The following is a 25,927-nucleotide window of genomic DNA, read 5'->3' on the forward strand; positions in this document are numbered from 1 at the left end:
TCCTTGTCGTTGGAAGGATGGATCATGTCGCAATCATCGTCACCGCTGGACGCACTGCTCGGACCGGTTGCCGCGAAACCCGATGGCTCGGAGATATTCGACGCTCTCGCCGCTGCGGCTCGTGAACGCATTCTCGTGCTCGACGGGGCGATGGGCACTCAGATCCAGGATCTCGGATTTGACGAGGATCATTTCCGCGGTGACCGCTTCGGTGGCTGCGCCTGTCACCAGCAGGGCAACAACGACCTCCTGATCCTGACACAGCCCAAGGCGATCGAGGACATCCACTACGCCTATGCGATGGCCGGCGCGGATATCGTCGAGACCAACACGTTTTCCTCGACGACGATCGCCCAGGCCGATTATGGCATGGAGGACATGGTCTACGACCTCAACCGCGACGGCGCGCGGCTTGCGAAGCGGGCGGTGCGCCGGGCAGAGCAGCAGGACGGTAAGCGCCGTTTCGTGGCCGGCGCTTTGGGACCGACGAACCGCACCGCGTCGATCTCGCCGGATGTGAACAATCCGGGCTATCGCGCCGTCACTTTCGACGATCTGCGCATCGCCTATGGCGAGCAGCTACGCGGCCTGATCGACGGCGGCGTCGACATCATCCTGATCGAGACGATCTTCGACACGCTCAATGCCAAGGCGGCGATATTCTCCACGGAAGAGATTTTTCTGGAGAAGGGCGTGCGCCTGCCGGTGATGATCTCCGGCACCATCACCGATCTGTCGGGCCGCACGCTTTCAGGCCAGACGCCGACCGCGTTCTGGAACTCGATCCGTCATGCACGGCCGTTCACCGTCGGGCTGAACTGCGCGCTCGGCGCAGCGGCCATGCGGCCGCATCTGGGCGAGCTTTCCAGTGTCGCCGACACCTTCACCTGCGCATATCCCAATGCCGGTCTGCCAAACGCCTTCGGAAAATATGACGAGAGCCCGGAGTTCATGGCAGCCCAGGTCGAGGAATTCGCACGCGAGGGCTTGGTCAACGTTGTCGGTGGGTGCTGCGGGTCCACGCCCGAACACATTGCTGCCATTGCCCAGGCCGTCGCAAGGCACCGGCCAAGGGCGCTGCCTGAGGTGAGGCCGCTGATGCGCCTGTCGGGGCTGGAACCGTTCACGCTCACGGACGACATTCCGTTCGTCAATGTTGGCGAGCGTACCAATGTCACCGGCTCGGCGAAATTCCGCAAGCTGATCACGGCGGGCGACTATGCGGCCGCACTTGATGTCGCCCGCGACCAAGTCGCCAACGGCGCACAGATCATCGACATCAACATGGACGAGGGGCTGATCGATTCGACCAGGGCGATGGTTGAGTATCTCAACCTGATCGCGGCAGAGCCAGACATCGCGCTGGTGCCGGTGATGATCGACTCCTCCAAATGGGAGGTGATCGAGGCCGGGCTGAAATGCGTGCAGGGCAAGGCAATCGTCAATTCGATCTCGATGAAGGAAGGCGAGGAGGCATTCCTGCATCATGCCAGGCTCTGCCGCATGTACGGCGCTGCGGTCGTCGTCATGGCGTTCGACGAGGCCGGGCAGGCGGATACGAAGGCCCGCAAGGTCGAGATTTGCACGCGCGCCTACAAGCTTCTGACCGAGCAGGCCGGGTTCGCTCCGCAAGACATCATCTTCGACCCAAACATTTTCGCCGTCGCCACCGGTATCGAGGAGCATGACAATTACGGCGTCGACTTCATCGAGGCGGCCCGGGAGATCACCTCCACGTTGCCGCATGTCCACGTCTCGGGCGGCGTGTCGAACCTGTCCTTTTCCTTCCGTGGCAACGAGCCGGTGCGCGAGGCGATGCATGCCGTGTTCCTCTATCATGCCATCCAGGCTGGCATGGACATGGGTATCGTCAACGCCGGCCAGCTTGCCGTGTACGAGTCGATCGATCCCGAGCTGCGGGAGGCGTGCGAAGACGTGGTCCTCAATCGAACGCCCAAGGCTGGCGGAACGGCGACGGAGCGCATGCTGGAACTGGCCGAACGCTACAAGGGCACCGCAGGCAAGGAAGCGCGGGAGAGGGACCTTGCATGGCGCGAGTGGCCGGTGGAGAAGCGGCTCGAACACGCTCTGGTCAACGGCATCACCGAATTTATTGATGGAGACACCGAGGAAGCGCGACAGAATGCCGAGCGTCCTTTGCATGTCATTGAGGGCCCGCTGATGGCCGGCATGAACGTCGTTGGCGACCTGTTCGGTGCTGGCAAGATGTTCCTGCCGCAGGTGGTGAAGTCGGCGCGAGTCATGAAGCAGGCCGTCGCGGTGCTTTTGCCCTATATGGAGGCCGAGAAAGCCGCCAATGGCGGTGGCGAGCGTGAAACCGCCGGCAAGATCCTGATGGCCACGGTCAAGGGCGACGTCCACGACATCGGCAAGAACATTGTCGGCGTCGTACTTGCCTGCAACAATTACGAGATCATCGATCTCGGCGTGATGGTGCCGGCAGCAAGGATCCTCGAGACGGCGAAGGCCGAGAAGGTCGACATTATTGGCCTGTCTGGCCTGATCACGCCGTCTCTGGACGAGATGGCTCACGTCGCCGCCGAGATGGAGCGCGAGGGCTTCGACATCCCGCTGCTCATCGGCGGCGCCACCACCAGCCGCGTCCACACGGCTGTGAAAATTCATCCGCGTTACGATCGAGGGCAGGCGGTGTACGTTACCGACGCGAGCAGGGCGGTCGGGGTGGTCTCCAGCCTTCTTTCTGCGCAACAGAAGCCCGGCTACGTCCAGACGATCCAGGCGGAATACAAGAAGGTCGCGGACGCTCACTATCGTTCCGAGGCCGACAAGCAGCGTCTGCCGCTGGCAAAGGCGCGTGCCAACGCGCATCGCGTCGACTGGGACGGCTACACCCCGCCGGCGCCATCATTCCTCGGCACAAGGACGTTCGAAGGCTGGGACCTTGCCGAGCTCGCCCGCTACATCGACTGGACGCCGTTCTTTCAGACCTGGGAGTTAAAGGGCCGCTATCCGAAAATCCTCGAGGACGAGAAGCAGGGTTCTGCAGCGCGCCAGCTCTTCGAAGACGCTCAGGATATGCTCAAGAAGATCATCGACGAGAGGTGGTTTGCGCCGCGTGCCGTCATCGGGTTCTGGCCTGCGAACGCGGTCGGCGACGATATCCGCTTGTACGCGGACGAGGCGCGCGCGAAGGAATTGGGAAGCTTCTTCACGCTGCGCCAGCAACTGACGAAACGTGATGGCAGGGCGAATGTCGCGCTTTCCGATTTCGTCGCGCCAGCCGGCATCGGCAAGCCGGACTATGTCGGCGGCTTCGTCGTGACCGCCGGCATTGAAGAAGTCGCAATCGCCGAGCGCTTCGAGCGTGCCAATGACGACTATTCGTCCATCATGGTCAAGGCGCTGGCCGATCGCTTCGCGGAAGCCTTTGCCGAACGCATGCACGAGAAGGTGCGCAAGGAGTTCTGGGGCTATGCGCCGGAGGAGGAACTGGGTCCCGAAGATCTCATCGGGGAACCGTACCGCGGCATCCGTCCGGCGCCCGGCTATCCCGCGCAGCCGGATCACACCGAGAAGCTGACCTTGTTCCGGTTGCTCGACGCCGAGAGGCAGGCAGGCGTGAGCCTGACCGAAAGCATGGCGATGTGGCCGGGCTCGTCGGTATCGGGACTCTATCTCGCGCATCCCGAAAGCTACTATTTCGGTGTCGCGAAAGTAGAACGCGACCAGGTCGAGGATTATGCGGCGCGCAAGAAGATGGATGTGGACGAGGTCGAACGCTGGCTCGGTCCGATCCTCAACTACACGCCTTCCTCCTATGCGCAGGCGGCAGAATAGGGCACTCGGCGTCGGCGGGTATTGCAACCGGCCGGCTTCCGCAGTTGGAGTTATGCGGGCATGCGGACAGGCACACACCTGAGTCGCATAAGATGGATTATGGAACCCACGAGCATCAACTACCGGGACAATTCGGGCACAAGGCAATCGCCTTTCATATAATGTAATCAGTGCCCTGTGACAGGAAGCTCAATTACCATGCCGTCGTGGGCCGGCACGACGTGGTCCGGCGTCTCGGCGAGAACGGTGTCGTAGTCGAGCGGGATGTGCATGTGGGTCAGCACGGCCAGCTTGGGTGCAAGTCGGTCGATCCACTCCAATGCCTGTCCCAGCGAGAAATGGCTTGGATGCTCGCGGTACTGGAGAGCATCAATGATCAGGACGTCGAGGTCCCGGAGCTGGCTGGCGGTTTCGTCCGGAAACGCGCTGACGTCGGAACAATAGGCAAGATTGCCGATACGAAAGCCGAGAGAAAAGATGTCGCCGTGAAGCTGCGTCAGCGGCGTGAATGGTATCGCGCCGCCTGCGCCGCTGATCTCGAACGGCAAATCGTGGGCGATATGATGCGGTTCGACGATCGGCGGATACGAGCTTCCGGGCGGCGTCTTGAAGCAATAGCCGAAACTGTCCTCGATCTTGTCCAGCGTCGTCTTGTCGCCATAGACGTCGATGCGATGTCGCTGCACGAGGAAATAGCCACGCAGATCATCGACGCCGTGGATGTGATCGGCATGGGCATGCGTATAGACCACCGCATCGAGATGCGTCACGTTTGCATCAAGCATCTGGTCACGGAAATCGGGGCCGGTGTCGATCGCGACACGCGTTATCCCGCCGCCGGCTGACACCCGTTCGACGACGGCGGCGGCGCGCCGGCGCCGGTTCCTCGGATTTGATGGATCGCAATTGCCCCAGTCACCGGTGATGCGCGGAACGCCTGGCGACGACCCGCACCCGGTGATGGTAAAACGCAGGCGGTCAGCCATCGTCGCCCGGCCGAGGCATCTTGGAGAACAGACGGAAGAAGTTGTCGGTCGTCAGGCGTGCGACGTCATCTGTGGAGATACCGAGCGTATCGGCGAGTACCTTCGCCGTTTCGGCCACATAGGCCGGTTCGTTTCGTTTGCCGCGATATGGCTGAGGTGCCAGATACGGCGCATCGGTTTCGACCAGCAGCCTGTCACGAGGAATGTCGCGCGCGATGTCACGCAGATCCTGCGAACGCTTGAACGTCAGGATGCCTGAAAACGAGACGTAGCCGCCAAGCGTTACGCCGCGCTCGGCCAGTTCGCGGCCCGAGGAGAAGCAATGCAGTACGAAAGGGAAGGCCCCCTTCCCTGTTTCTTGCTCAAGGATAGCGGCCATGTCGTCGTCGGCGTCGCGTGAATGGATGACGAGTGGCAGCCCGGTTCGGCGCGCGGCCTCGATGTGGGTGCGCAGCCCCTGCGCCTGCGCATCGCGTGGTGCGTTGTCATAGAAATAGTCGAGGCCGGCCTCGCCGATCGCCACCACCTTCGGATGGCGCGCGGCGTCGACCAGATCGTCGACGGTCACGTCGAGTTCTTCATCTGCATTGTGCGGATGCGTGCCGACCGAGCAATAGACCTGCGGATACGTCTCGGCGATGGCGCGGATTTCCGCAAATCGCCTGACCCGCGTCGAGATCGTCACCATGCGGCCGATGCCGGCGGCAAGGGCGCGCGACACGATGGCATCGCGCTCCTCGGCGAAATCCGGAAAATCAAGATGGCAGTGGCTGTCGACGAGCATCACGATCGTTCAGCTCGCCGGTTCCTGCTCGACATAGCGCGGAAATACCCCTTGTGGCGCCGGCAGCGCGTCGCCGGGCGTCAACGCCTTGTCGTCCGCAACGTGGGCGAAACTGCGCGCGCGTTCAGGCACCGAAAGCAGGTCGAGCAGCCTGGAAGACGATTCCGGCATGAAAGGCTGGCACATGATCGCCACGCGCCGAACGGTCTCGATCGTCGTCCAAAGCACGGTCTCCATGCGCGACGGGTCCGTCTTGCGCAGCGCCCACGGCTCCTGCCCGGCAAAATATCGGTTGGCTTCCGCGACCACAGCGAAGATGGCGCCGAGGGCCGTATGGATCGCCTGCGTCTTCATGGCCGCGCGTGCGGTCGCCAGCGCCTGGGTTGCCTGGAACAGGATGGCGCGATCCGCCTCCTGCAGCGCGCCGCGCTGTGGCACCACGCCGCCGCAATTTTTGGCGATCATCGACAGCGAGCGCTGCGCCAGATTGCCGAGATCGTTGGCGAGATCCGCGTTGGTGCGGTTGACGATCGCATCGTGGCTGTAGTTGCCGTCCTGGCCGAACGGTACTTCGCGCAACAGGAAATAGCGCACCTGGTCGAGGCCATAGTGTTCGACGAGCGCGAAAGGATCGATGACGTTGCCCACCGACTTCGACATCTTCTCGCCGCGGTTGAACACGAAGCCGTGGCCGAAGACACGCTTCGGTAGCGGAATACCCGCAGACATCAGGAAGGCAGGCCAGTAGACGGTATGAAAGCGCGTGATGTCCTTGCCGATCACGTGCAGGTCAGCCGGCCAGTACTTCCACAGCTTGGCATTGTCGTCGGGATAACCGACGCCGGTGATGTAATTGGTCAGCGCGTCCACCCACACATACATGACATGCTTTTCGTCGCCGGGAACGGGAATGCCCCAGTCGAACGTGGTACGCGACATGGAGAGGTCGCGCAGGCCCGACTTCACGAAGCTGACGATCTCGTTACGCCGCTCGACGGGGCCGATGAAGTCGGGACGGTCTTCATAAAGCTTGAGCAAACGGTCCTGATAGGCGGACAGCTTGAAGAAATAGCTCTCTTCCTCCACCCATTCCACTGGCGTGCCCTGTGGCCCGTAGCGGACGCCGTCCTCTCGAACCTCTATCTCTTCCTCGTCGTAATAGGCCTCGTCGCGGACCGAATACCAACCGGCATAACCACCCTTGTAGATGTCGCCATTGGCCGCCATCGCCTTCCAGATCGCCTGCGAGGACGCATGGTGCCGTTCCTCGGTCGTGCGGATGAAGTCTTCGTTGGACGCGTTGAGAGCCTCCGCCATGCGCTTGAACTCGGCCGCATTGCGGTCGGCCAGCTCGCGCGGCGAGACGCCTTCCTTCTTTGCCGTCTGCACCATCTTGATGCCGTGCTCATCGGTGCCGGTGAGGAAGTAGACATCCTTGCCGTCGAGGCGCTGGAAACGCGCCAGCGCGTCCGTCGCGATCAACTCGTAGGCATGGCCGATATGCGGCTTGCCGTTCGGATAGGAGATAGCCGTGGTGATATAGTAGCGGTCGCGTGACATGTGAGCTCGGAGTTCCGACGGGTCTGTGGTCTGGCGGTCAGATAGCGCATCGACGATGCGATGGCTACAGGGCTGGTTCGCTCGCGTGGTACGCCTGCCACATTCGCCGCAGCAATCCGCCGACATGCTGCTTCTTGTCGAGATTGTAGGTCTCGGTCTCGACTATCGTCCGCTCGGCGTCGTTCCAGACCTGCGACATGCGCGCAGCCTGGTCGAGCAACCCAGCTTCGGCCATCTGCCTCGCCCAGCCGGCAACGATATCTAGGGCCGCCTGATTGAAGATCGAAAACTGGATGGCGTTGTCTCGACCCGCTACAGCATCGGCGACCCGCATCGCGGCACTCACCTTGAAGCGCGGCGCATCCACCACCGAAACGATCGCATCGGCGATGTCGAGCCCGCCGAACTGCGTCAGCAGGAGTGCGTCGCGAACGCTGCCTCCTGCCCTGCCCACCAGCGCCGCGCGCCCATTCCCGTCCTGCGGCAGGCCCGCGTCGAGGCCCTCGAGAACATTCAGCAGCGACGTGTCGTCCAGCGGCTTGAGCTTGATTGTCTGGCAGCGCGAGCGGATCGTGGGAAGCAGGCTGCCCAGCGAATGGCTGATCAGAACGAAGAGCGTGCGGGCGGGCGGCTCTTCCAATGTCTTCAAGAGCGCATTCGCCGCGTTGACATTCATGTCGTCGGCCGGATCGACAATCACGACGCGATAGCTGCCGTCATGCGACGTCATCGACAGGAAGCGATTGACGCGGCGGATCTCATCCACCGTCACGACTGATTTGAAAGCCTTGGTCTTGTCGTTGAGTGGTCGCGTCAGATGCAGCACTCCGGCATGGGAGCCCTGCGCAACCTGTCGAAACAGGCTCGATGCCGGATCGCGTGGCGAGAAATTTGGGGGCGCTTCACTTGCCACGGGGTTGGCAAGCAGATGATGGGCAAGATGAAAGGCGAACGTCGCCTTGCCGATTCCAGGCGGACCAGCCAGCAGGATGGCGTGGTGCAGCTTGCCGGACCGATAGGCATCGGCCACCTGTGCCATTGCTTCGTCATGCCCGACGAGCCGGGGATTTTCGGCCGGCTCGGCGATCTCTGGAATGGTGTCGTACTGCTCCGGGGCAAGGCGAACGAAACTCATGCCGCCCCGGCCTCCTCGACGCTCAGCCTTCGGCGGTGGAGCAGGTCGCTGACAGCCAGCGCTATCTGGGCCGCAACCTTCTTCGGGGCCTGCGCTGCGTCGACCACGACGCAGCGTTGAGGTTCGGCCCGCGCGATGTCGAGGAATGCCTCGCGGCGGCGGCGGTGAATATCGATCGTCTCCTTCTCGAACCGGTCGGCGCTGCCGTCGCCGCGGCGCGCGGTTGCGCGGCGAAGACCTTCCTCCGGGTCGAGGTCCAGAACGATCGTCAGATCCGGCGTCATGCCGTTGATCGCGACTTCCTCGAGCGAACGCATGAAGTCGGCATCGAGGTTGCCCGTCACGCCTTGATAGACGCGGCTCGAATCCATGAAGCGGTCGCACAGCACGATCTTGCCGCGTTTCACGGCCGGGCGAATGACCTGCTCGACATGATCGGACCGCGCGGCGGCAAACAGAAGCGCTTCCATGCTCGGACCGAACGGCTCGGCGGCGCCCGAAAGCAGGACATGCCTGACGGCTTCGGCACCTGGCGAGCCACCGGGCTCCCGCGTGACGAGGACATCCCGGCCGTTCTCGCGCAACGTCGCGGCAAGGGTTCGGATCTGGCTCGACTTGCCAGCTCCTTCGCCGCCCTCGAATGTAATGAAGATGCCGCGCGCCACGTCGATCTTTCCGCTGCTCATCTGCTTGCCTGCCTCCCCACGAGGCATCGGCAATCACATAGGCCAACATGAGCAGGATATCCACGGTGCGTTGTCGCGAGGACGGATTCAGCGCAGCCAGCCGACCAGCAATTCCTCGACCGCATCCAGGGCGCGTTGGTGGATCTTGCCCACGCCCACGCTTTCGGCAGCATAGAGTGGTGTTTCCTGGCTCATTGTGTCGCCGATCCAGACACGCAGCGCGCCGATCGGAGCCCCCTCCTCCACTGGCGCGATCACGGGGCCTTCATAGACGATCCGGGCAATCAGCCGGTCTCGGTTGACCATGGGCACAAGTATCGAGACCGGACCATCCGCGCGCAAGGGCACGCCGCCGCGATCACCGCCATAGGTCTTTGCTTCGCCGACGATTTCGCCGGCGGCGTAGATCTGCTTGCTGTCGAAGGCACGCAAACCCCAATCGAGGATGCGGCGCGCCTCCTGGGCTCTTTCATTGTCACTTTCGAGGCCACTGAGCGCCAGAAAGACACGCCGTCCGTCACGGTCTACCGAGCCGACGATCGCATAGCCGGATTCCTCGGTGAAACCCGTCTTCAGTCCATCAGCGCCGATGTTCATCGCCAGCAGCGGATTGCGATTGCGCTGCAGAATCTCGTTCCAGGTAAATTCGGTCTGAGAATAGTAGCGATAGAATTCCGGGTACTCACGCCACAGGTGCTGCGCCAGTTTGACGAGCTCTCGCGCGGTGACGAACTGGCCCTCCGCCGGAAGTCCTGTCGAGTTCTTGAAGACGGATGTCTGCAACCCGATCGCGCGCGCCCGATCGGTCATCAGCCGGGCGAAATTCTCCTCCGAACCGGCCATGCCCTCGGCAATGATGATGCAGCCATCGTTCGCCGATTGCACGATAACACCCTGGATGAGGTCTTCCAGACGGATCGATGAACCCAGTTCCGCGAACATTGTGGACGTTCGTGATGGCGCGCCGCCGGTGCGCCAGGCGTTCTCCGAAACGTAAAACTCTTCGTCGAGCGACAGCCGCCCCGACTTGATCGCATCGAAGACGACTTCCATGGTCATCAACTTGGCAAGCGAGGCCGGCGGGAACGGCGCGTCCGGGTCCTTGGAATACAGAACCGTCCCGGTCTGGGCGTCGACCATGAAGGCCTGTTTCGCCCTCGTCTCGAAGTCCTGCGCTTGTGCGCCGACGACCAGAAAAAGCAACGAAATCAGGAACGACAGTCCACCTTTGCGTGCCGACGATGCCATGATTATCCTTGTCGCGGCGCGTTTGCCCAATGTCGGCGGCAAGCTAGTGCGTTTCAAGGCCGATGGAAAGGCCGTCGCGGCCCCCTCGCCCGCTCGCTCGCACTATTCGCGGACCGTCAACGCATCCTTGGCGCCGGCAGCCCATGCTGTACGCAGCATGTCGTCGATGGGAAGCGAACCGTCCGGCATCATGCGCAGACTGTAGCCGTCGCCATGATAGTCGGTCTCGATGAGAATGCGACCCGCGCCATCCAATGCACGGGCCATGGCTTCCGCCGCATGCTGGTCGGAATAGGTGCCGACTGCAATATACTCGGACGATGCGACCTTGGCAGGTGCGTCCGCGTAGCGCCGATTGAGCGCGGCAACCAAGGCCCGCTTTGCATCGCTTTCATCAGCAAAATCGTTGACCGCCTGCGCGGCACGCTTGACCCGGTCGTCGGCATAGGCGAGTGCGCCGGAAAGCGACTTGCCGGCGAGCGCCGCAATGCCGGCACCCGGGCGCTCCGGTGCAATGGGGCCGAAATCCGGCAGCACGATATCAAACTCACCCAGCGCCACCACCGTCTGCGCGGCGGGATTTTGCTGGCCTGGGAAAGCCGGAGAAGCACCAGATACGGAAGCGGTTGGTGTCGGACCATTCAGCGCGATCATGACACCGGTGGGCAAGCCGTCGGACGGATCGATGGAGCGACCCGCGGGCCTGTAGGAGGCCATCAGGAAGGCGTCGTCCTGCCCATCCAGCGGTGCGCGGCCGATATATTCGACGTCGACCTTGGCCAAGCCGTTATGTGTGTAGTCCAGAAGTTCGGCCGCACGGCGTGAAAGGTCGATGATGCGGCCACGCGCGAACGGGCCGCGATCGTTGACGCGCACGACCACCGAGGAGCCATTGGATTTGTTGGTCACCCTCGCATAGCTCGGCAGCGGCATCGTCGGATGCGCCGCAGTAAGATGCGTCATGTCGTAGATTTCACCGTTGGCGGTAAGACGACCGTGAAACGCATCGCCGTACCATGAGGCCATGCCCGAGTTGCGGTAATCGGGATCTTCCTTTGGGTGATACCACTGCCCCTTGACCTTGTACGGCCTGCCGATCTGGTCGCGCCCGCCGCCCCGCGGCAGTCTCGACCTCTGGTTCGTGACCCTGGGACTGGCTTTCACGCCATATTCCGATTCGGCGAAATATTCCTTTGAACGGGTCGGCTTGCCTGATGCCGATTTCTGGCCGGACGATGAACAAGCCGCCAACGCCAGTGCAGAAGCGGCCAGCAGAACCGTCGTCGCGCCGCGCAGCGCAGGCATAAAACCGTCGGTCATACGTACATCGTCCCCGAACTTTCAGGATTCCGTGACAGATCTGTCCATCAGCGGTTCCCGACCCCCTGTCCGCATTGCACGAACGATAGAGCCTAAGTGAGCTACAATACCTTATTACCCTGTTAATCAATTGTGACATCATGCGGGCAAGATTGTGGCATCGCATCCGCCTTTGGACATTTGGCCTCTTTGACGGAACCAATCGGCCCTATCGGCGTTACGTGATGGGAACAATCGTCTGGAGGGACATCCGAGATGCCGGTACCACAAGTTCCGTCACGACCAGCGACAGGCAAGGCGCGCGCCGAACGCTCGCCGTTGCGCATCGATCGCGATGCTGAGGGCGTGAAAGTGATCTTCTCGATGGCCAGCTCGCAGGGATCGCAGGCCAATCGCGGCAAGGTTCTCGAGCGCGCACGCCGTATGGTTGCCGCCGCTATCGAAGAAGAACAGCGCCGGGAAGCGGAAGCCATCGAAACGGCGCGCACCTCGCGCAACGCCATCGGGTGCGCCCCAGGCAACGGCGCGTGGTGGTGTTTTTGACCGCGACATCCTGGGAATGAGTTTTCCGCCAATCGACATACGACGAACGGCCTTTTTTCTGGATTTTGACGGGACGCTGGCTGAGATCGTGGACGATCCAGACAAAGCTGCAATATCCGAGGCAAACTTTGCCGCGCTGCAAAAACTTGCGGAAGCAGCCGACGACGCCGTGGCGGTTGTTTCGGGTCGAAGCATTGCCCAGCTCGATCGTCTTCTTCATCCGTTGCGCCTGCCGCTTGCCGGTGTGCATGGCCTCGAACGGCGCACCGCCGACGGCCGTCTCGTGAACGCGCCCATCGATGAGGATGCGCAACGCACGCTTCAGGCCGGTGTCAAAACGTTCGCAGATGCCAATCCGGGACTGCTCGCCGAAGCCAAACCCGGTTCCGTGGCGCTGCATTACCGAATGCGTCCCGATCTCGCGGCAGAATGCGCGCGCTTGGCCGATGAACTCGCACGGCACGATCCTCGAATTGAGGTGGTGGCTGGAAAGATGGTGTTCGAAATCAAGCTTGGCGCCCTGACCAAGGGCGATGCGATTTCGGCCTTCATGGAGGAGTCGCCATTTCGCGGCCGCGTGCCGTTTTTCGCCGGCGACGATGTGACCGACGAAACCGGCTTCAAGGTGGTCAACGCCATGGGCGGGATTTCGCTGAAGGTGGGCTCCGGGAAGACTTTTGCCGACCACCGTGTTATGGATACCGCCTCATTCACGGCCGGCTTCGAAGCTCTGGTCATGAATTCGCCGGCGGCAGGGAAAGTCACTTAGGCTTTCCAGGAGGAGGAACCGAAGCGCCGCCAGAAAACTGCGCGTTTTGGAGGAGAAACAAAGAAGAAGAACAAGGTTGATGAAGCCACTCACCATGCAAGCACCGATTTCTATTGCCGATACGCCGACTGTTCCACTTGAGCTGACCTTCGCCGACAGCGACCCCGACGCTCAAAGTAGGAACTCGCCCTCACCCGCCCCTCGGAGAGAGCGGTTGGTCATCGTTTCCAATCGCGTCGCCGATCTGCGGGCCTCGTCCCAGTCTGGCGGATTGGCGGTGGGTCTTGCCGATGCGCTGAAGGAGCGTGGCGGCATCTGGTTCGGATGGAATGGGGAACGCGAAGGCGTTACGGGCGGCGACCTCAACATCGAGTCGATCGGGTCGGTTGAGCGCATCGAGGCACAAATTTCACCGCAGGATTTCTCCGACTATTACCTCGGCTATTCGAACAGCGTGCTGTGGCCCCTATTTCACTATCGCCTTGATCTCGTCGACTTCCGACCTGCCTATTTCGAGGGCTATCAGCGCGTCAACGAGATGTTCGCGCGCCAACTCGCCACCTTCCTGCGGGAAGACGACGTGATCTGGGTGCACGACTACCACCTCATCCCGCTCGCCTCCTTCCTTCGCAAACTCGGCTGCAAGCAGCGCATCGGCTTCTTCCTGCATATCCCGTTTCCGCCACCGGACCTGCTGGCGGCGTCTCCGAACCATGCGGAGCTAGTGGACGGTCTGCTGGAATACGACGTCGTCGGTTTTCAGACGAAAACGGATGTCGTGAACCTGAAATCCTACCTTCGCGAACATGCGTCTGCGGTGCAGGTCGCTGAAGATCGTTTCAGCATTGGCGAGCGTTCGGTCGTGGTCGATCGCTTTCCCATCGGCATCGATGCGGCCGGCTTCACGGCGCTTGCCAAACAGGCGGACGAAGATGTCCAGGTCGACCTCATGCGCCGGCGTGTTCTCGGGCGGCGGCAGATCATCGGCGTCGACAGGCTCGATTACTCGAAGGGTCTGCCCGAACGGCTAAAGGCATTCGGCAAGCTTTTGTCGACGCATCCGGAGATGGAAAAGGCCGTCACCTTCCTGCAGATCGCACCGCCGACGCGCGAGGAGGTCGACGCTTATTCGGACATTCGCATGGAACTGGAGGGGCTTGCAGGATCGATCAACGGACAGTTTGCCGACTTCAACTGGACACCGATCCGCTACATCCACAGGCCCGTTGCGCGTGACAAGCTGGCGCCGCTGTTCAGGGGCAGCCAGGTGGGCTTCATCACCCCCTTGCGGGATGGCATGAACCTCGTCGCCAAGGAGTATGTCGCGGCGCAGAACCCGGAGGATCCGGGCGTGCTGGTGCTGTCGCAATTTGCCGGCGCGGCGGAGGAAATGCACGACGCGCTGATCGTCAACCCATACGATATCGACCACATGGCAGAGCAGTTGCACCGTGCGCTGACAATGCCTCTGGACGAACGGCGCCGTCGCCATGAAACGCTCATGCACCATGTGACCACGCAGGACGCGCAGGCGTGGCTCCAGTCATACCTGAAGACGTTGACGCAGGACGAACCTGAATACGGTGCCGTGGGCTGAGCGGAGCCCGGGGAACAAGTCGTCACCAGAGGGGTTTAGTCCTGCAAGGCAGGAGAACCTCGATGACAAACGCCTCCCCGATAGACGACCACGAGTCGCCGGTTTCCACCGCGCTGGCTGACGCTGACAGCTCAGGCGAAGCAGTGGCGCGACCAGCCGGGGGGCTCGTCGCTTTTGCGGAAGCCATCGAGGCATCGAAGGGCGATCTTGCCGGAACGCTGGAGCGGCTCGCCCAGTCGCTTTACGAAAAGGATCGGCGGGAACTCCTCGACGAGATGTTGGCGCGAGAGCGTGAAAATCCCGGCGCGTTCCTGTCAGGTGCCCTTGCGGGCTTCGTGATCGGGCGCGGCGGGGCCGACTTCCGCTCTCTGCGAGAAGCGGCTGAGCCTGCGAAGGCTCCCACGGACGACCGCGAGGCCGGTATCGTCGTTGGACCGATGGATACCGCGCAGCAAGGTCCGGGAGGCCCCGGTCACCTCGAACCCGGACATTCCGACGACGATCGATCATAACAACCGTCAACCAAATCGCCTGGCGACAGGAGGTCTATCATGTGGAATCGACTTCGCAGCCTGCTCGCGGAACTACTGCCTGGAATGGTCAAGGCGCGGGCGTTGCGCGCGCAGAAAAACAAGATCCGTTCTCAACCGGTAGCTCAGGCTGATTCCGTTCGCGCCAGGGCCCAGACCAATAGTCGGCGATAGAGGCGCTCTGTCAGCGATTGGGGCGCGTCTAGCCTCATACGACGCAATTGTGTGATGTATTTCGTGTCATCATCCCGCTTGACGATTGCCGACCACGCGGCCGCCAATGCGCCCGTTCGCGACGCGGTGCGCTCGCGCAACAGAGCGAGCGCCGGCAAGAGGCGTCGTTCTTCATCGGTAAAGTTGGTGCCGAATGGAAACGCGTCACCCCATCCGTGCTCACGCGCGCTGGACAGCGCTTCTGTGAGAAAGGCGGCGGTATTGGTGCGCTTGCCAGCGTCCAGTCGGTAGCTCCTTTCCATCTTTGACGCGCCTTTGGCCTGTTCCAGCAAAGGCTCCTGAAACGCAGCGTCGCAGATCGCCAGCATTTCGGCGACGCAATCGCGATCCGTTTTGCCACGTAGGTCCGCGACCCCGTACTCAGTGATGAAGATGTCGCGCAGGTGGCGCGGGATTGTCGTGTGTCCGTAGTTCCAAAGGACGCGCGACTCAGACCGGCCGCCGACCGTGCGCGTTGCGTTCAGCGTGATGATCGAGCGCGCGTCATCGAGCGCAAACGCCTGCGCCACGAAATTGTATTGTCCACCCACACCCGAGACGATCCGCCCGTCGGCGAGTCCATCCGACACCGCGCTGCCGAGCAGCGTTGCCATCATCGCGGTGTTGACGAAGCGCGCATCCGTCCGGTCGGCACGCTTTTGCTCTTCATCGCCATAGAGTTCGTTGACGAACGAGATGCCGCGCATCTGGAACAGGTCACGCTCCTCGTCCGGCAGTTCGCGCAGGAAACAGTAGAAATCTTCGGCGCCAAGGAAGAATCCGGCGTGAAGAAGGGCGCCATCGCTGGCCCGCCGCTTGAGGATGCCATGGCGGTAGAGTTCCATGAATCCGTCGACGAACATCTCGCTCGCAGCGTAGAGACCACGCTCGAACCGGCCCGTCTCGCGTCCCGGAGGAATGTCGCCATGGCAGAGCCGACGTAGCGTTTCCACGAAGATATCGGGCGCCTCGTGCCGCATGACGAGTGCGGCAGCCACGGCGTCTCCCAGCGAACCGATGCCGATCTGAAGGGTGCCTCCATCCTTGACCAGGCTGGCGACGTGGATGCCGATCGCGTGATCGGCGTCAGAGACCGGTTGCTTTGGAGTGGCAAAAAGCCTCGGCTCATTGCCGGGCGTTTCCAGCATGTGTGCGAAGCGTGACGCCGGCAACACCGCCTTGCCGCCCATGTAGGGGAGCGCGCCACTGACTTCACCGGCAAGGATGACCTTGCGGTCGGCCGCATCGAGCGCCGGGAGAAGATCGAGCGTGATGTCGGTGTTGCAAGACAGGCTGAAACTGGCGTCTTCACCGGTGCCGCGCTTGGCGACGAGTTGCGCGATCACATTGACCCCGCGATCGAGCAACACGCGCGCGGCATGGGTATAGTTGGCGCTCACATAGGACCGTTGCACGGCCGGATCGCCGAGCCAGCGCCCGGCGAGCAGGAAGAATTCGCTGACGGAAACGTTGGCCGGCAGCGTTCCGCTGCGCAGGGCTCGGGCGTAGTCGAGCTCTTCATAGCCGGCAAAAAGACGTTCGCTCAGAGGCTCGAGAAAACGCCGCTCCATATCCGACGACGCGGTGGGCGGCTCCAGCGTCAGCGCGGTGAAGATTTCCAGAGAGAGAGCAGGATTGGCCTTGGCGCGCCTGAACAGCGCGTTGGCGATGCGGTTGGCCTTGCCAAGACCGAGCGGGAGACCGAGTACGATCCTGCCGTCGAGCTCATCGAAGATCCGGGCAGCGATCGCGTCTGCATCCCTGTCGTAGATAGGACCCTTCATCTCAGGTCGCTGAAAGGCTGCGCCAGCCGTCATCCGGGCGGAAGCGACCCCCATGCGCCTTTTCGAGGCCATTCAGGGTGGTGACGACGTCCTCGATGCCGCGCTGGTGCGCATAGTGGATCGGGCCGCCACGGAACGGTGCGAAGCCGGTGCCGAAGATCATCGCGCCATCGAGTGTGTCTGCGTCCACGACAATTCCGTCGCGCAACATGCGCACGCACGCGTTCAGCATTGGCAAGACAAGCCGGTCCGCCATCCGCGGATCGGGCGATGGCGCCTCGCTCTTTTTTGGCTTCCCCTCATCGTCATAGTCGTAGAGACCCTTGCCCGTCTTGCGGCCGAGTTCCTTCCGTTCGACCTTTTCGCGCAACCATCCCGGAACGTCAGGCACTTCTTCAGGAAAGGCTGCTTTCAAACTCTCCGCCACTTCCAAGGCAATGTCGAGACCAACACGATCGGCTAGTTCGACCGGTCCCATCGGCATTCCGAAGCTGGTGGCCGCCTTGTCGATGGTCTCCTTGGCGATGCCTTCTTCGATCATCAGGAATGCCTCGGCGAGATAGGGCGTCAAGGCGCGGTTGACGAGAAAGCCGGGAGCGCTCTTCACTGGCGCGGGCAGACGATCTATCGCGCCACAGAACGCCCGTGACCGCGCAAGCGTGTCGTCACTCGCCTGATCATGCGAAACGATTTCGACGAGCTCCATTCTGGTGACTGGATTGAAGAAATGGATACCGACCAAGCGCTCCGGACGAGGCAGGTCTTCGCGCAGGGTTTCAAGCGGAATGCTCGACGTGTTTGTCGCCAAGAGAGCGTCAGGCTTCATGCGCGGCGCGATCTCGGCAAACACCTTCTTCTTGACCTCCGCCTTCTCTGCGATCGCCTCGATCACCAGATCGGCGCGCGCAGCACCCTCGCCTGAGAAATCAGGAACGAGCCGGTCCAGCGCATCGCGGCGCTCGATCCCGCTATGCAGCTTGCGGCCATAGAATTTTCGTGCCTCGCCAACCGCCCGGGCGAGCGCCTTGCGGTCGAGATCGGCAATCGTCACGACAAGGCCTTGAGCCGCGCACCACATGGCGATCTCGCGCCCCATCTCGCCCGCTCCGATGACGTGGACGTGTTTGATGCCGCTGGCGCCCTTCCCGAACGCCTTCAATTTCTCGCGCAGGAAGAAGACGCGGATCAGGTTCTGCGCCGTCTGGCCGGCGAGCAGGTCAGAGAACGAGCGTATCTCCGCCTTCTGCATCAACTCAGCATTTCCGCCATAGGACTCCCAAAGACCGATGAGCCGCTGCGGCGCGGGATAATGCTCCGGCGGCGCCTGCCTGGCCGCTTCCTTCCTCATCCGACCGGCGGCAAGCTTGCGTGCGGGGGCAAAGGCGAAGACGCCGTGTTTCCAATCACGCCCGCCGCGCTCCAGTTCGCCATCGATAGCCGACTGTACGGCAGCGGTGACGTGCCGTTCCTCGACGACGGCGTCCACGAGCCCCAATGTCCTGGCGCGCTGCGCGTGAGCCGACTTGCCCGTCAGCATCATCGTCATTGCTTGGATCGGGTCGATCAATGCCGGCAGGCGGAACGTTCCGCCAAGTCCCGGATGAAGACCCAGCATGACCTCCGGAAATCCGAGCTTGGCATCAGGAGTAGCGATTCGGTGATCGCATGCCAGCGCCAATTCGAGGCCGCCGCCGAGGCAATGGCCGTGAATGACGGCAACCGTCGGCATCTTCAACCGATCAAGTCTGTCAATGACACCGTGCGCGCGGGTCATACGCTCTACGATTTCGTCGGCGTTGGTGACATTGCGGAAATCGCGGATGTCAGCACCGGCTACGAATCCACCCTTCTTGGCGGAGCGGATCACCAGGCCGCGTGGGTTGAGGCCCTCGACCTTCGAAAGAATGGTATCGAGTTCGGCGATAACCTCTTCCGACAGCGTGTTGGTGCTCTCGTCGGCCCGATCGAGCGTCAGCCAGGCTATGCCGTCGTCACCCTTGGCAAGAGTCCAGTGGCGAAGAGCCTGAACGATATCGTTCGGCCCCCGCTCCTGTTCGCGTTGTGCGAGTGCTGCGCGAACACGTCCGTGCTTGTTTTGCATCACACGGCCTCCAGCAGCATCGCGCCGCCCTGGCCGCCGCCGATGCATTCGGTTGCAACGCCGCGCTTGGCGCCGCGCTTGCGCATGGCGTGAGCCAGATGTAGCACGATGCGATTGCCGCTCGTCCCGACCGGATGTCCAAGACTGATGGCGCCGCCATCGACGTTCAGGCGGTCATGGGCGACGCGTCCGAACGCGTTCTCAAGCCCCAGCACGTCGCGACAGAAAGTCTCGTCTTCCCACGCCGCCTGGCAGGCGAGCACCTGGGCGGCGAACGCCTCGTTGAGTTCCCACACGTCAATATCCTCGCGGACGAGGTCGTGCCGCTTCATCATCGGCGTGACGGAAAGCACTGGCCCCAGCCCCATGATGGACGGATCGAGAGCCGCCCACTCGCTGTCGACCAGCCGCGCCAACGGCGTCAAGCCGTGCTCTTCCACCGCCCGCTCCGACGCCAGGACAACCCAGGACGCGCCGTCGGTGATCTGTGATGAGTTGCCGGGTGTCACCTTCCCATAGGGCTTCTCGAACACCGGCTTGAGCCGGGCGAGCTTGTCCATCGACGAATCGGGGCGAACGCCGTCATCCTTGTCGTACAACGCGCCGCTGCGCGAGATCGCCGGCACGACTTCGTCCTCAAGTTCTCCATTGTCCTGTGCCCTCGCAAGCCGGCGGTGACTTTCCAGCGCGTAGGCATCCGCCGATTTGCGCGAAATATCGAAGAGATGCGCGAGGACTTCCGCTGTCTGGCCCATGTTCAGCGTCGTGATCGGGTCGGTCAGGCCACGCTCCAGGCCGATCACCGGCTTGAGGAATCCGGGCCGCCATTGGCCCAGCGCCGCCAGTCTTTGGGTCAACGTCCGTGCACCGGCGAATGCGCCGAACCACTCCGTTGCCTCACGCGAGAGCACCAATGGCGCATGGCTCAGTGACTCGGCCCCGCCTGCGAGTATGAGGTCGGCCTTGCCTGCTTCGATCGTCCGAAAGGCCGTGTCGATCGACTGCATGCCGGACCCGCAATTGATCTGAACGGTGAAGGCGGTCATTGCCTCCCCCATGCCAAGCCGCAGCGCCGCAACCCGAGCCGGGTTCATCTCGTCGGCGACGACGTTGACGCAACCCAGGATGACGGTGTCGAAGCGATCCGGCGCAAAGGGCTGTCGCAGCAGCAGCGGGCGCCCACACTGCACCGCAAGGTCTACGGGGGTGAACGGCCCCGGCTTGCCGCGCGCGCGCAGGAATGGTGTGCGGGCGCCATCAACGAGATAGACGGGCCTCTGTGCGCGTTGCGCGGATGCTTTCGCTGTCCTGCGCGGCGCGGCTTTCTTCGCAGGCGCAGGGGCCATTATTCTGCGGCCTCGCGACGTGTAGGCTTGCCGGGCTGCTGCGGCCGATGTTGGGCCGCGATCGGCGACACCTCCTCCATCGGCCATGCGTCGACCGCGACGACCCGCGCCACGGCATCCTGTGCCTCGACGATGCGGCCATGTTCCGCCTCGTCGATCACACCTTGCTGCAGCGCTGCGTCGGCATCGCGCAATTTCGCCTCGCGCATCTTCCGCTCGAGCGGCTCGATATCGGTGATCAGCGCGAAGGCGCGTTCAAGATCCTTCAGTGCATGATCGTCGTGCCCCTCACCCAGATAGAGCCCCGGCGTCAGCCGGTCACGCTGCTGCGACGGCTTCATCAGCGTTTCCGCCACCTTGTTGACAAGGCGGTCGGACGGCGCGCGATGAGCGATGCCGAACGGGAAGGCGATCACGCGCACCATAAGAGCTGCCCAGCGCGCGGGTAGGTTCTGGAGGACACCTTCGAAAGCATCGGCGATGCGATCGATGCCGCGCACCATGACATAGTCGACGATGGGACGGTCGACCTTTTGGCGCCCTTCGTCTTCATAACGCTTGAGCACCGCGCCGAGCAGGTACAGTTCCGACAGGATGTCGCCCAGCCGCGCCGAAATCATCTCCTTGCGCTTGAGTTCGCCGCCGAGTGTCAGGAGCGACATGTCCGAGAGAAGCGCGAACGCCGCCGTGTACCGCGAAAGCCGCTGCCAGTGATGTGGCAGGTCGGCGTCCTTCGGCGACGGAGCGATCGCCGCTCCCGACCAGCCACGAATAAATGACCGGCCTACATTTCCGATCGCGTGGCCGACATGGGACCAGAAATTGCGATCGAATGTATCGAGACCTGACTCCTGGTCATCGTCGGATAGGGCGAGCAATTCTTTGAGCATGTAAGGGTGCGATCGGATCGCACCCTGCCCGAAGATCATCAGATTGCGGGTCAGGATATTGGCGCCTTCGACGGTGATGCCGATCGGCACCGAGCGATACTGCCCACCCATATAGTTTCGCGGGCCGTCGATGATCGCCTTGCCACCATGAATGTCCATGGCCTTTTCAATCGACTCGCGCATGCGCTCGGTCGCGTGATACTTCATTACCGCTGAAATCACCGAGGGCTTGTGGCCTTCGTCGAGGGCGGCAACCGTCAGCCGTCTGGCTGCATCGATCAGATAGGCATTGGCTGCCAGATTGGCCAGATGCTCGCGGATGCCCTCGAATTGGCCGATCGGGATGCCGAACTGGCTGCGAACACGCGCATAAGCGCCGGTCGCCCGAGCGCACATCGCCGCCGAGGCGGCGGATTGAGAGGGCAGCGAAATGCCCCTGCCCGCCGCAAGCGCTGTCATCAGCATCTTCCAGCCCTGGCCGATCTGCTTCTCACCGCCAAGCACCCACTCCAGTGGGATGAAGACGTCTTCGCCGTACAGCGGACCGTTCTGGAAGTGCGTGAATTGCGGGATATGCCGATCGCCGTGCCGGACACCGGGTGTCGATGTGGGGAGCAGTGCCACCGTAATTCCACGCTCGACACCGCCGCCCAGATGGTCCTCGGGGTCGCGCAGCTTGAATGCAAGGCCCATGACGGTCGCGACCGGGCCCAACGTGATGTAACGCTTGGCGAAGTTCAGCCTGATGCCGAGCACCTGCTCCCCGTTATGCTCACCGTACTCGATGATACCGCTGTCGGTCATTGCCGCGGCATCCGACCCCGCATCTTCAGACGTCAGGCCGAAGCAGGGTATCTCGGAACCTTCCGCCAGGCGCGGCAGCCAATGATCCTTCTGCTCCTGCGTGCCGAAATGCAGCAGCAGTTCGCCTGGTCCGAGCGAGTTTGGAACCATTACGGTGACACCGGCGACGACGCTGGCGGACGACACCGTTCGGACGACTTCCGAATGCATCGTGTTGGAGAAGCCTAGACCGCCATAGTCTTTCGGGATGATCATGCCGAAGAATTTCTCCCGGCGCATGAACTCCCACACCTCCGGCGGCAGGTCCCTGTCCTGCCAGGCAATCTTCCAGTCGTCGATCATCGCGCAAAGCTGGCGCACAGGCCCTTCCATGAAGGCCTGTTCCTCGTCGCTGAGCTTTGCGGCCGGCATCGCCAGCAACGCTGACCAGTCCGGATTGCCGGAAAACAGCTCGCCGTCCCACCAGACCGTGCCCGCATCGATGGCGTCGCGCTCGGTCTCGGAGATCGGCGGCATCGCCTTTTTCGCCCAGCGAAAGATCGGGCCTGTCAGATAGTCTCTGCGCAGTGTTCGTATGGACATGTCGCTCCCCTGTGCCTCGTCAGGAACGCATCTGTCGGCGTTTTGGTTCCTGAATCGCCGCTCAGGTCAAGCGGCGTGCCAGGTCTGCGGCGTGGACGAGATCGTCAGGCGTGTTGACATTGAAGAACGGATCGAACGGGGTTGCTTCGAACTCAACCGTCACAACCTCATGGCGCTCAGCCCAGACGCGGACCTTGCGCATCCCCGCATGGAGCGATCCCCGCAAGTCGGCTGCCAACGCAGTCGACCAGAGCCCAATCGTCGGATGAACATGCAGTGTTCTGCTGTCATCCCGCGATGCAGCCAATGCGATGCGGGCGTCCCGCCCATCCACTGCCTCCGCCAACCGACTGACGAGATCACGCGGAACGAACGGGGTATCTGCGGCAACCGTCACCATCCAGGCGGCGCGCCGGCTGGTGCCCCACTCCATCCCAGCAAGAATACCGGCTAGAGGTCCGGGAAAGTCATCGACGCTGTCAGCGATAACTGGCAGGCCAAATCCCGAGAAACGCGCGGGTTCGCCATTCGCGTTGAGCACAAGCTCACCGCATTGCGGCCGCAGCCTGTCGAGAAGGTGCTCGAGCAGCGTGCGACCATCAATATGCAGCAGGGCCTTGTCGACGCCTCCCATGCGGGTCGCCCGTCCGCCCGCCAGGATAACGCCGACAACGTCGCTGGTCATTTGCGCTTGAACGCGTCGGCGAGCGCTGCCCCAAACGACCCGACGTTGCCGGATTTGGCCGCCGGCGGCTGCTTGCGCTCGCTTTGATTGCCCTTCGCCGAGCGCTGTTTTGCTGGACTGCGGTCGCCGCGCGGCTCGGCGCGCTGCTCTCCGCCGTCCTTGCGCATGCTCAGACCGATTCGCTTGCGCTTGACGTCCACTTCGACAACGCGAACCTTCACAACATCGCCCGCCTTGACGACCTCGTGGGCATCCTTGACGAAACGGTCGGCCAGTTGCGAGACATGCACAAGCCCGTCCTGATGCACGCCGATGTCGACGAAAGCACCGAAAGCGGCGACGTTCGTGACGGTGCCTTCCAGCACCATCCCGGGCTTGAGATCCTTGATGTCGTCGACGCCATCGGCGAATGTCGCGGTCCTGAACTCCGGACGCGGATCGCGGCCGGGCTTTTCCAGCTCCGAAATGATGTCCCGCACGGTGGGCAAACCGAACCGTTCGTCGACGAAGCTGCGCGGATCCAGCGCGCGCAATGCGGCGCTGTCGCCCATAAGGATGCGGAGGTCCCGCCCACAGGCGGCGACGATCCGGCGCGCCAGGCCATACGCCTCGGGGTGCACGGCCGATGAGTCAAGTGGCTCGGCACCATCGCGAATCCGAAGAAATCCGGCGCATTGTTCGAACGCGCGCGGCCCCAGCCGGCCCACCTTGAGCAACTCCTTGCGGCTTGAAAAAGGCCCATTGGCATCGCGATGCAGCACGATCGCCTCGGCGAGCGACGCACCAAGGCCCGACACGTGCGAAAGCAGAGCCGCGGAAGCAGTATTGAGGTCGACGCCGACTGCGTTCACCGCATCCTCGACGACCGTCTCGAGCATCCAGCCGAGATGATGCTGGTCGACATCGTGCTGGTACTGCCCGACCCCGATCGCCTTCGGTTCGATCTTCACCAGTTCGGCAAGCGGATCCTGCAGCCGGCGCGCGATGGAAACGGCGCCACGCAATGAAACGTCGAGGCCGGGCAATTCGGCCGAGGCTGCCGCCGAGGCAGAATAGACCGACGCACCCGCCTCGCTGACGATGACCTTCAGAGGTTTCCTGCCGTCTTTCTGGCTCGGCAGCTCAGCCAGCATCTCCGCGACGAGTTTCTCCGTCTCCCGACTGCCGGTGCCGTTGCCGATGGCGATCAGTTCGACCTTGTGCCTGACGATCAGAGTGGCAAGTTCGGCCTGCGCGCCGCGCACGTCGTTTCTCGCCTGAAACGGATAGACCGTCGACGTATCCAGCACCTTGCCGGTGGCGTCGATGACCGCAACCTTGACCCCGGTCCGGATGCCGGGATCCAGCCCCATCGTCGCCCTCGTGCCGGCTGGTGCCGCCAACAGCAGATCCTTCAGATTGCGGGCAAAGACCCTGATCGCCTCCTCCTCGGCGCGCTCCCGCAGTTCCCGCATCAGGTCGAGCGACAGCGACAGGGAGAGTTTCACACGCCAGGTCCAGCCAGCCACTTCCGCCAGCCACGTGTCGCCTGCGCCACCGTTACCGATCCTGAACTCGGCGCGGATGATCCGCTCCACGGGCTTGACGGGCGCCGTGTCGTCCGCATCGACCTCGATCGCCAGCGACAGGACGTCTTCATTGCGGCCGCGCAGCATGGCCAGCGCGCGGTGGCTCGGAACGGTCGCCCAGCGTTCGGCATGATCGAAATAGTCGGAAAACTTCGCGCCTGCCTCCTGCTTGCCATCAACGACTGTCGCGCGCAGGAAAGCGCGCTCGCGCAGATGGGACCGCAGCCGGCCGAGAAGGTCGGCACTTTCCGCGAAGGTTTCTGCCACGATGTCGCGCGCGCCTTCCAGGGCCGCCTTGACGTCCGGCACCTCCTCGCTGACGTAGCTTGCGGCTAGCTGCGCAGGGACGAGGCTGCGATCGGCAAGGATCGTTTCGGCGAGCGGTCCAAGCCCGCGCTCTCGCGCGATCTCCGCGCGCGTGCGCCGCTTCGGCTTGTAGGGAAGATAAATATCTTCCAGTTCAGCCTTCGTCGCCACCGCCACGATCCTGGCTTCGAGGTCGACCGTCAGCTTGCCTTGCGAACGGATCGAGTCGAGGATCGCATCGCGGCGTGCGTCGAGCTCGCGCAAGTAGGAAAGGCGCTCGGCAAGAAGACGAAGCTGAGTGTCGTCGAGGCCACCTGTCGCTTCCTTGCGGTAGCGGGCGATGAACGGCACCGTAGCGCCTTCGTCGAGGAGAGCGATGGCGGCAGCCGCCTGTTCATCGCGGGCGTTGACCTCTCTGGCGATGAGTGTGGCGAGGCGTGTCTTGTCGTTGGCCATGAGTGTCCGTGGAATCGTTTGCAAGTGGCGACCATAGGGCCAAGCTGCGCGGCTTCCAACCGGCAGGGTGTTCGCACGCAATCCCGTTCACGACGAGATTTTGAAACTCGAACGGCCGGGCCTAAAAAGCACCGGCACGTGATATGTTTTACCGATCCGTTACATGTCGTGATGTCAGGTGACGTCGTGCCTAAATCCCATACGCGACCGGCCCC

17 protein-coding genes are annotated in these 25,927 nt (G+C 62.6%); 4 read left to right on the forward strand and 13 right to left on the reverse strand.

Annotated features, from left to right (window positions below; all coding sequences use genetic code 11):
• The first annotated feature begins 24 nt into the window (after window positions 1-24).
• Window positions 25-3,819, forward strand: coding sequence for a methionine synthase (gene metH, locus AAFN84_RS06275; RefSeq protein WP_347513633.1), 3,795 nt, complete (start codon window positions 25-27; stop codon window positions 3,817-3,819).
• 167 nt (window positions 3,820-3,986) lie between these two features.
• On the opposite strand, the gene AAFN84_RS06280 is transcribed toward metH, so the two are convergent.
• From AAFN84_RS06280 to AAFN84_RS06310, 7 genes are all read right to left on the reverse strand, one after another.
• A complete protein-coding gene (locus AAFN84_RS06280; protein WP_347513634.1) occupies window positions 3,987-4,805 on the reverse strand; it encodes an MBL fold metallo-hydrolase in 819 nt (272 codons plus the stop codon).
• Entirely contained in the window at window positions 4,798-5,589 is a 792-nt protein-coding gene (locus AAFN84_RS06285; RefSeq protein WP_347513635.1) for a TatD family hydrolase, read from the reverse strand. Before AAFN84_RS06285 ends, AAFN84_RS06280 begins: the two co-directional genes overlap by 8 nt.
• Window positions 5,590-5,598: 9 nt before the next feature.
• Entirely contained in the window at window positions 5,599-7,149 is a 1,551-nt protein-coding gene (gene metG / locus AAFN84_RS06290) for a methionine--tRNA ligase (RefSeq protein ID WP_347513636.1), read from the reverse strand.
• A gap of 64 nt (window positions 7,150-7,213) precedes the next feature.
• Window positions 7,214-8,284, reverse strand: a complete 1,071-nt coding sequence (locus tag AAFN84_RS06295) for a DNA polymerase III subunit delta' (protein WP_347513637.1) — start codon at window positions 8,282-8,284, stop codon at window positions 7,214-7,216.
• On the reverse strand, window positions 8,281-8,949 hold the full coding sequence (gene tmk / locus AAFN84_RS06300; RefSeq protein ID WP_347513812.1) for a dTMP kinase: 669 nt from the start codon (window positions 8,947-8,949) through the stop codon (window positions 8,281-8,283). The genes AAFN84_RS06295 and tmk overlap by 4 nt, the downstream gene beginning before the upstream one ends.
• 108 nt (window positions 8,950-9,057) lie before the next feature.
• Window positions 9,058-10,218: a D-alanyl-D-alanine carboxypeptidase family protein gene (locus AAFN84_RS06305; protein WP_347513638.1), complete on the reverse strand. Its 1,161-nt coding sequence runs from the start codon at window positions 10,216-10,218 to the stop codon at window positions 9,058-9,060.
• Window positions 10,219-10,320: 102 nt separating this feature from the next.
• Window positions 10,321-11,538 (reverse strand): septal ring lytic transglycosylase RlpA family protein, encoded by a 1,218-nt coding sequence (locus AAFN84_RS06310; protein WP_347513639.1) that lies wholly within the window; start codon window positions 11,536-11,538, stop codon window positions 10,321-10,323.
• 427 nt (window positions 11,539-11,965) lie between these two features.
• On the opposite strand from AAFN84_RS06310, the gene otsB reads away from it, so the two are divergent.
• The 3 genes from otsB (at window position 11,966) to AAFN84_RS06325 (ending at window position 14,959) form a co-directional block, all read left to right on the forward strand.
• Window positions 11,966-12,850, forward strand: a complete 885-nt coding sequence (otsB, locus tag AAFN84_RS06315; RefSeq protein WP_347513640.1) for a trehalose-phosphatase — start codon at window positions 11,966-11,968, stop codon at window positions 12,848-12,850.
• 214 nt (window positions 12,851-13,064) lie between these two features.
• Window positions 13,065-14,447 (forward strand): trehalose-6-phosphate synthase, encoded by a 1,383-nt coding sequence (locus AAFN84_RS06320; RefSeq protein WP_347513641.1) that lies wholly within the window; start codon window positions 13,065-13,067, stop codon window positions 14,445-14,447.
• A gap of 62 nt (window positions 14,448-14,509) precedes the next feature.
• Window positions 14,510-14,959: a hypothetical protein gene (locus tag AAFN84_RS06325; protein ID WP_347513642.1), complete on the forward strand. Its 450-nt coding sequence runs from the start codon at window positions 14,510-14,512 to the stop codon at window positions 14,957-14,959.
• Window positions 14,960-15,102: 143 nt separating this feature from the next.
• Here the strand turns inward: AAFN84_RS06325 and AAFN84_RS06330 are convergent, their stop codons facing one another.
• The 6 genes from AAFN84_RS06330 to AAFN84_RS06355 form a co-directional block, all read right to left on the reverse strand.
• Window positions 15,103-16,974, reverse strand: coding sequence for an acetyl-CoA hydrolase/transferase C-terminal domain-containing protein (locus AAFN84_RS06330; RefSeq protein WP_347513643.1), 1,872 nt, complete (start codon window positions 16,972-16,974; stop codon window positions 15,103-15,105).
• Window position 16,975: 1 nt separating this feature from the next.
• Window positions 16,976-19,075: a 3-hydroxyacyl-CoA dehydrogenase NAD-binding domain-containing protein gene (locus tag AAFN84_RS06335; protein WP_347513644.1), complete on the reverse strand. Its 2,100-nt coding sequence runs from the start codon at window positions 19,073-19,075 to the stop codon at window positions 16,976-16,978.
• The gene (locus AAFN84_RS06340) at window positions 19,075-20,421 is read right to left on the reverse strand and encodes an acetyl-CoA C-acetyltransferase (RefSeq protein WP_347513645.1); all 1,347 of its coding nucleotides are present in this window, start codon (window positions 20,419-20,421) and stop codon (window positions 19,075-19,077) included. The genes AAFN84_RS06335 and AAFN84_RS06340 overlap by 1 nt, the downstream gene beginning before the upstream one ends.
• Window positions 20,421-22,697: an acyl-CoA dehydrogenase gene (locus AAFN84_RS06345; RefSeq protein WP_347513646.1), complete on the reverse strand. Its 2,277-nt coding sequence runs from the start codon at window positions 22,695-22,697 to the stop codon at window positions 20,421-20,423. Before AAFN84_RS06345 ends, AAFN84_RS06340 begins: the two co-directional genes overlap by 1 nt.
• A gap of 61 nt (window positions 22,698-22,758) precedes the next feature.
• Complete coding sequence (gene mobA / locus AAFN84_RS06350; protein ID WP_347513647.1) at window positions 22,759-23,382, reverse strand: molybdenum cofactor guanylyltransferase MobA; 624 nt, start codon at window positions 23,380-23,382, stop codon at window positions 22,759-22,761.
• Window positions 23,379-25,712 carry a Tex family protein gene (locus tag AAFN84_RS06355; RefSeq protein ID WP_347513648.1) on the reverse strand — a complete coding sequence of 778 codons (2,334 nt, stop codon included), beginning with the start codon at window positions 25,710-25,712 and terminating at the stop codon, window positions 23,379-23,381. The genes mobA and AAFN84_RS06355 overlap by 4 nt, the downstream gene beginning before the upstream one ends.
• Between the last annotated feature and the right edge of the window lie 215 nt (window positions 25,713-25,927).

It is taken from the genome of Mesorhizobium sp. CAU 1741, from assembly GCF_039839275.1.
In the GTDB taxonomy this organism is placed as follows: domain Bacteria; phylum Pseudomonadota; class Alphaproteobacteria; order Rhizobiales; family Rhizobiaceae; genus Aerobium.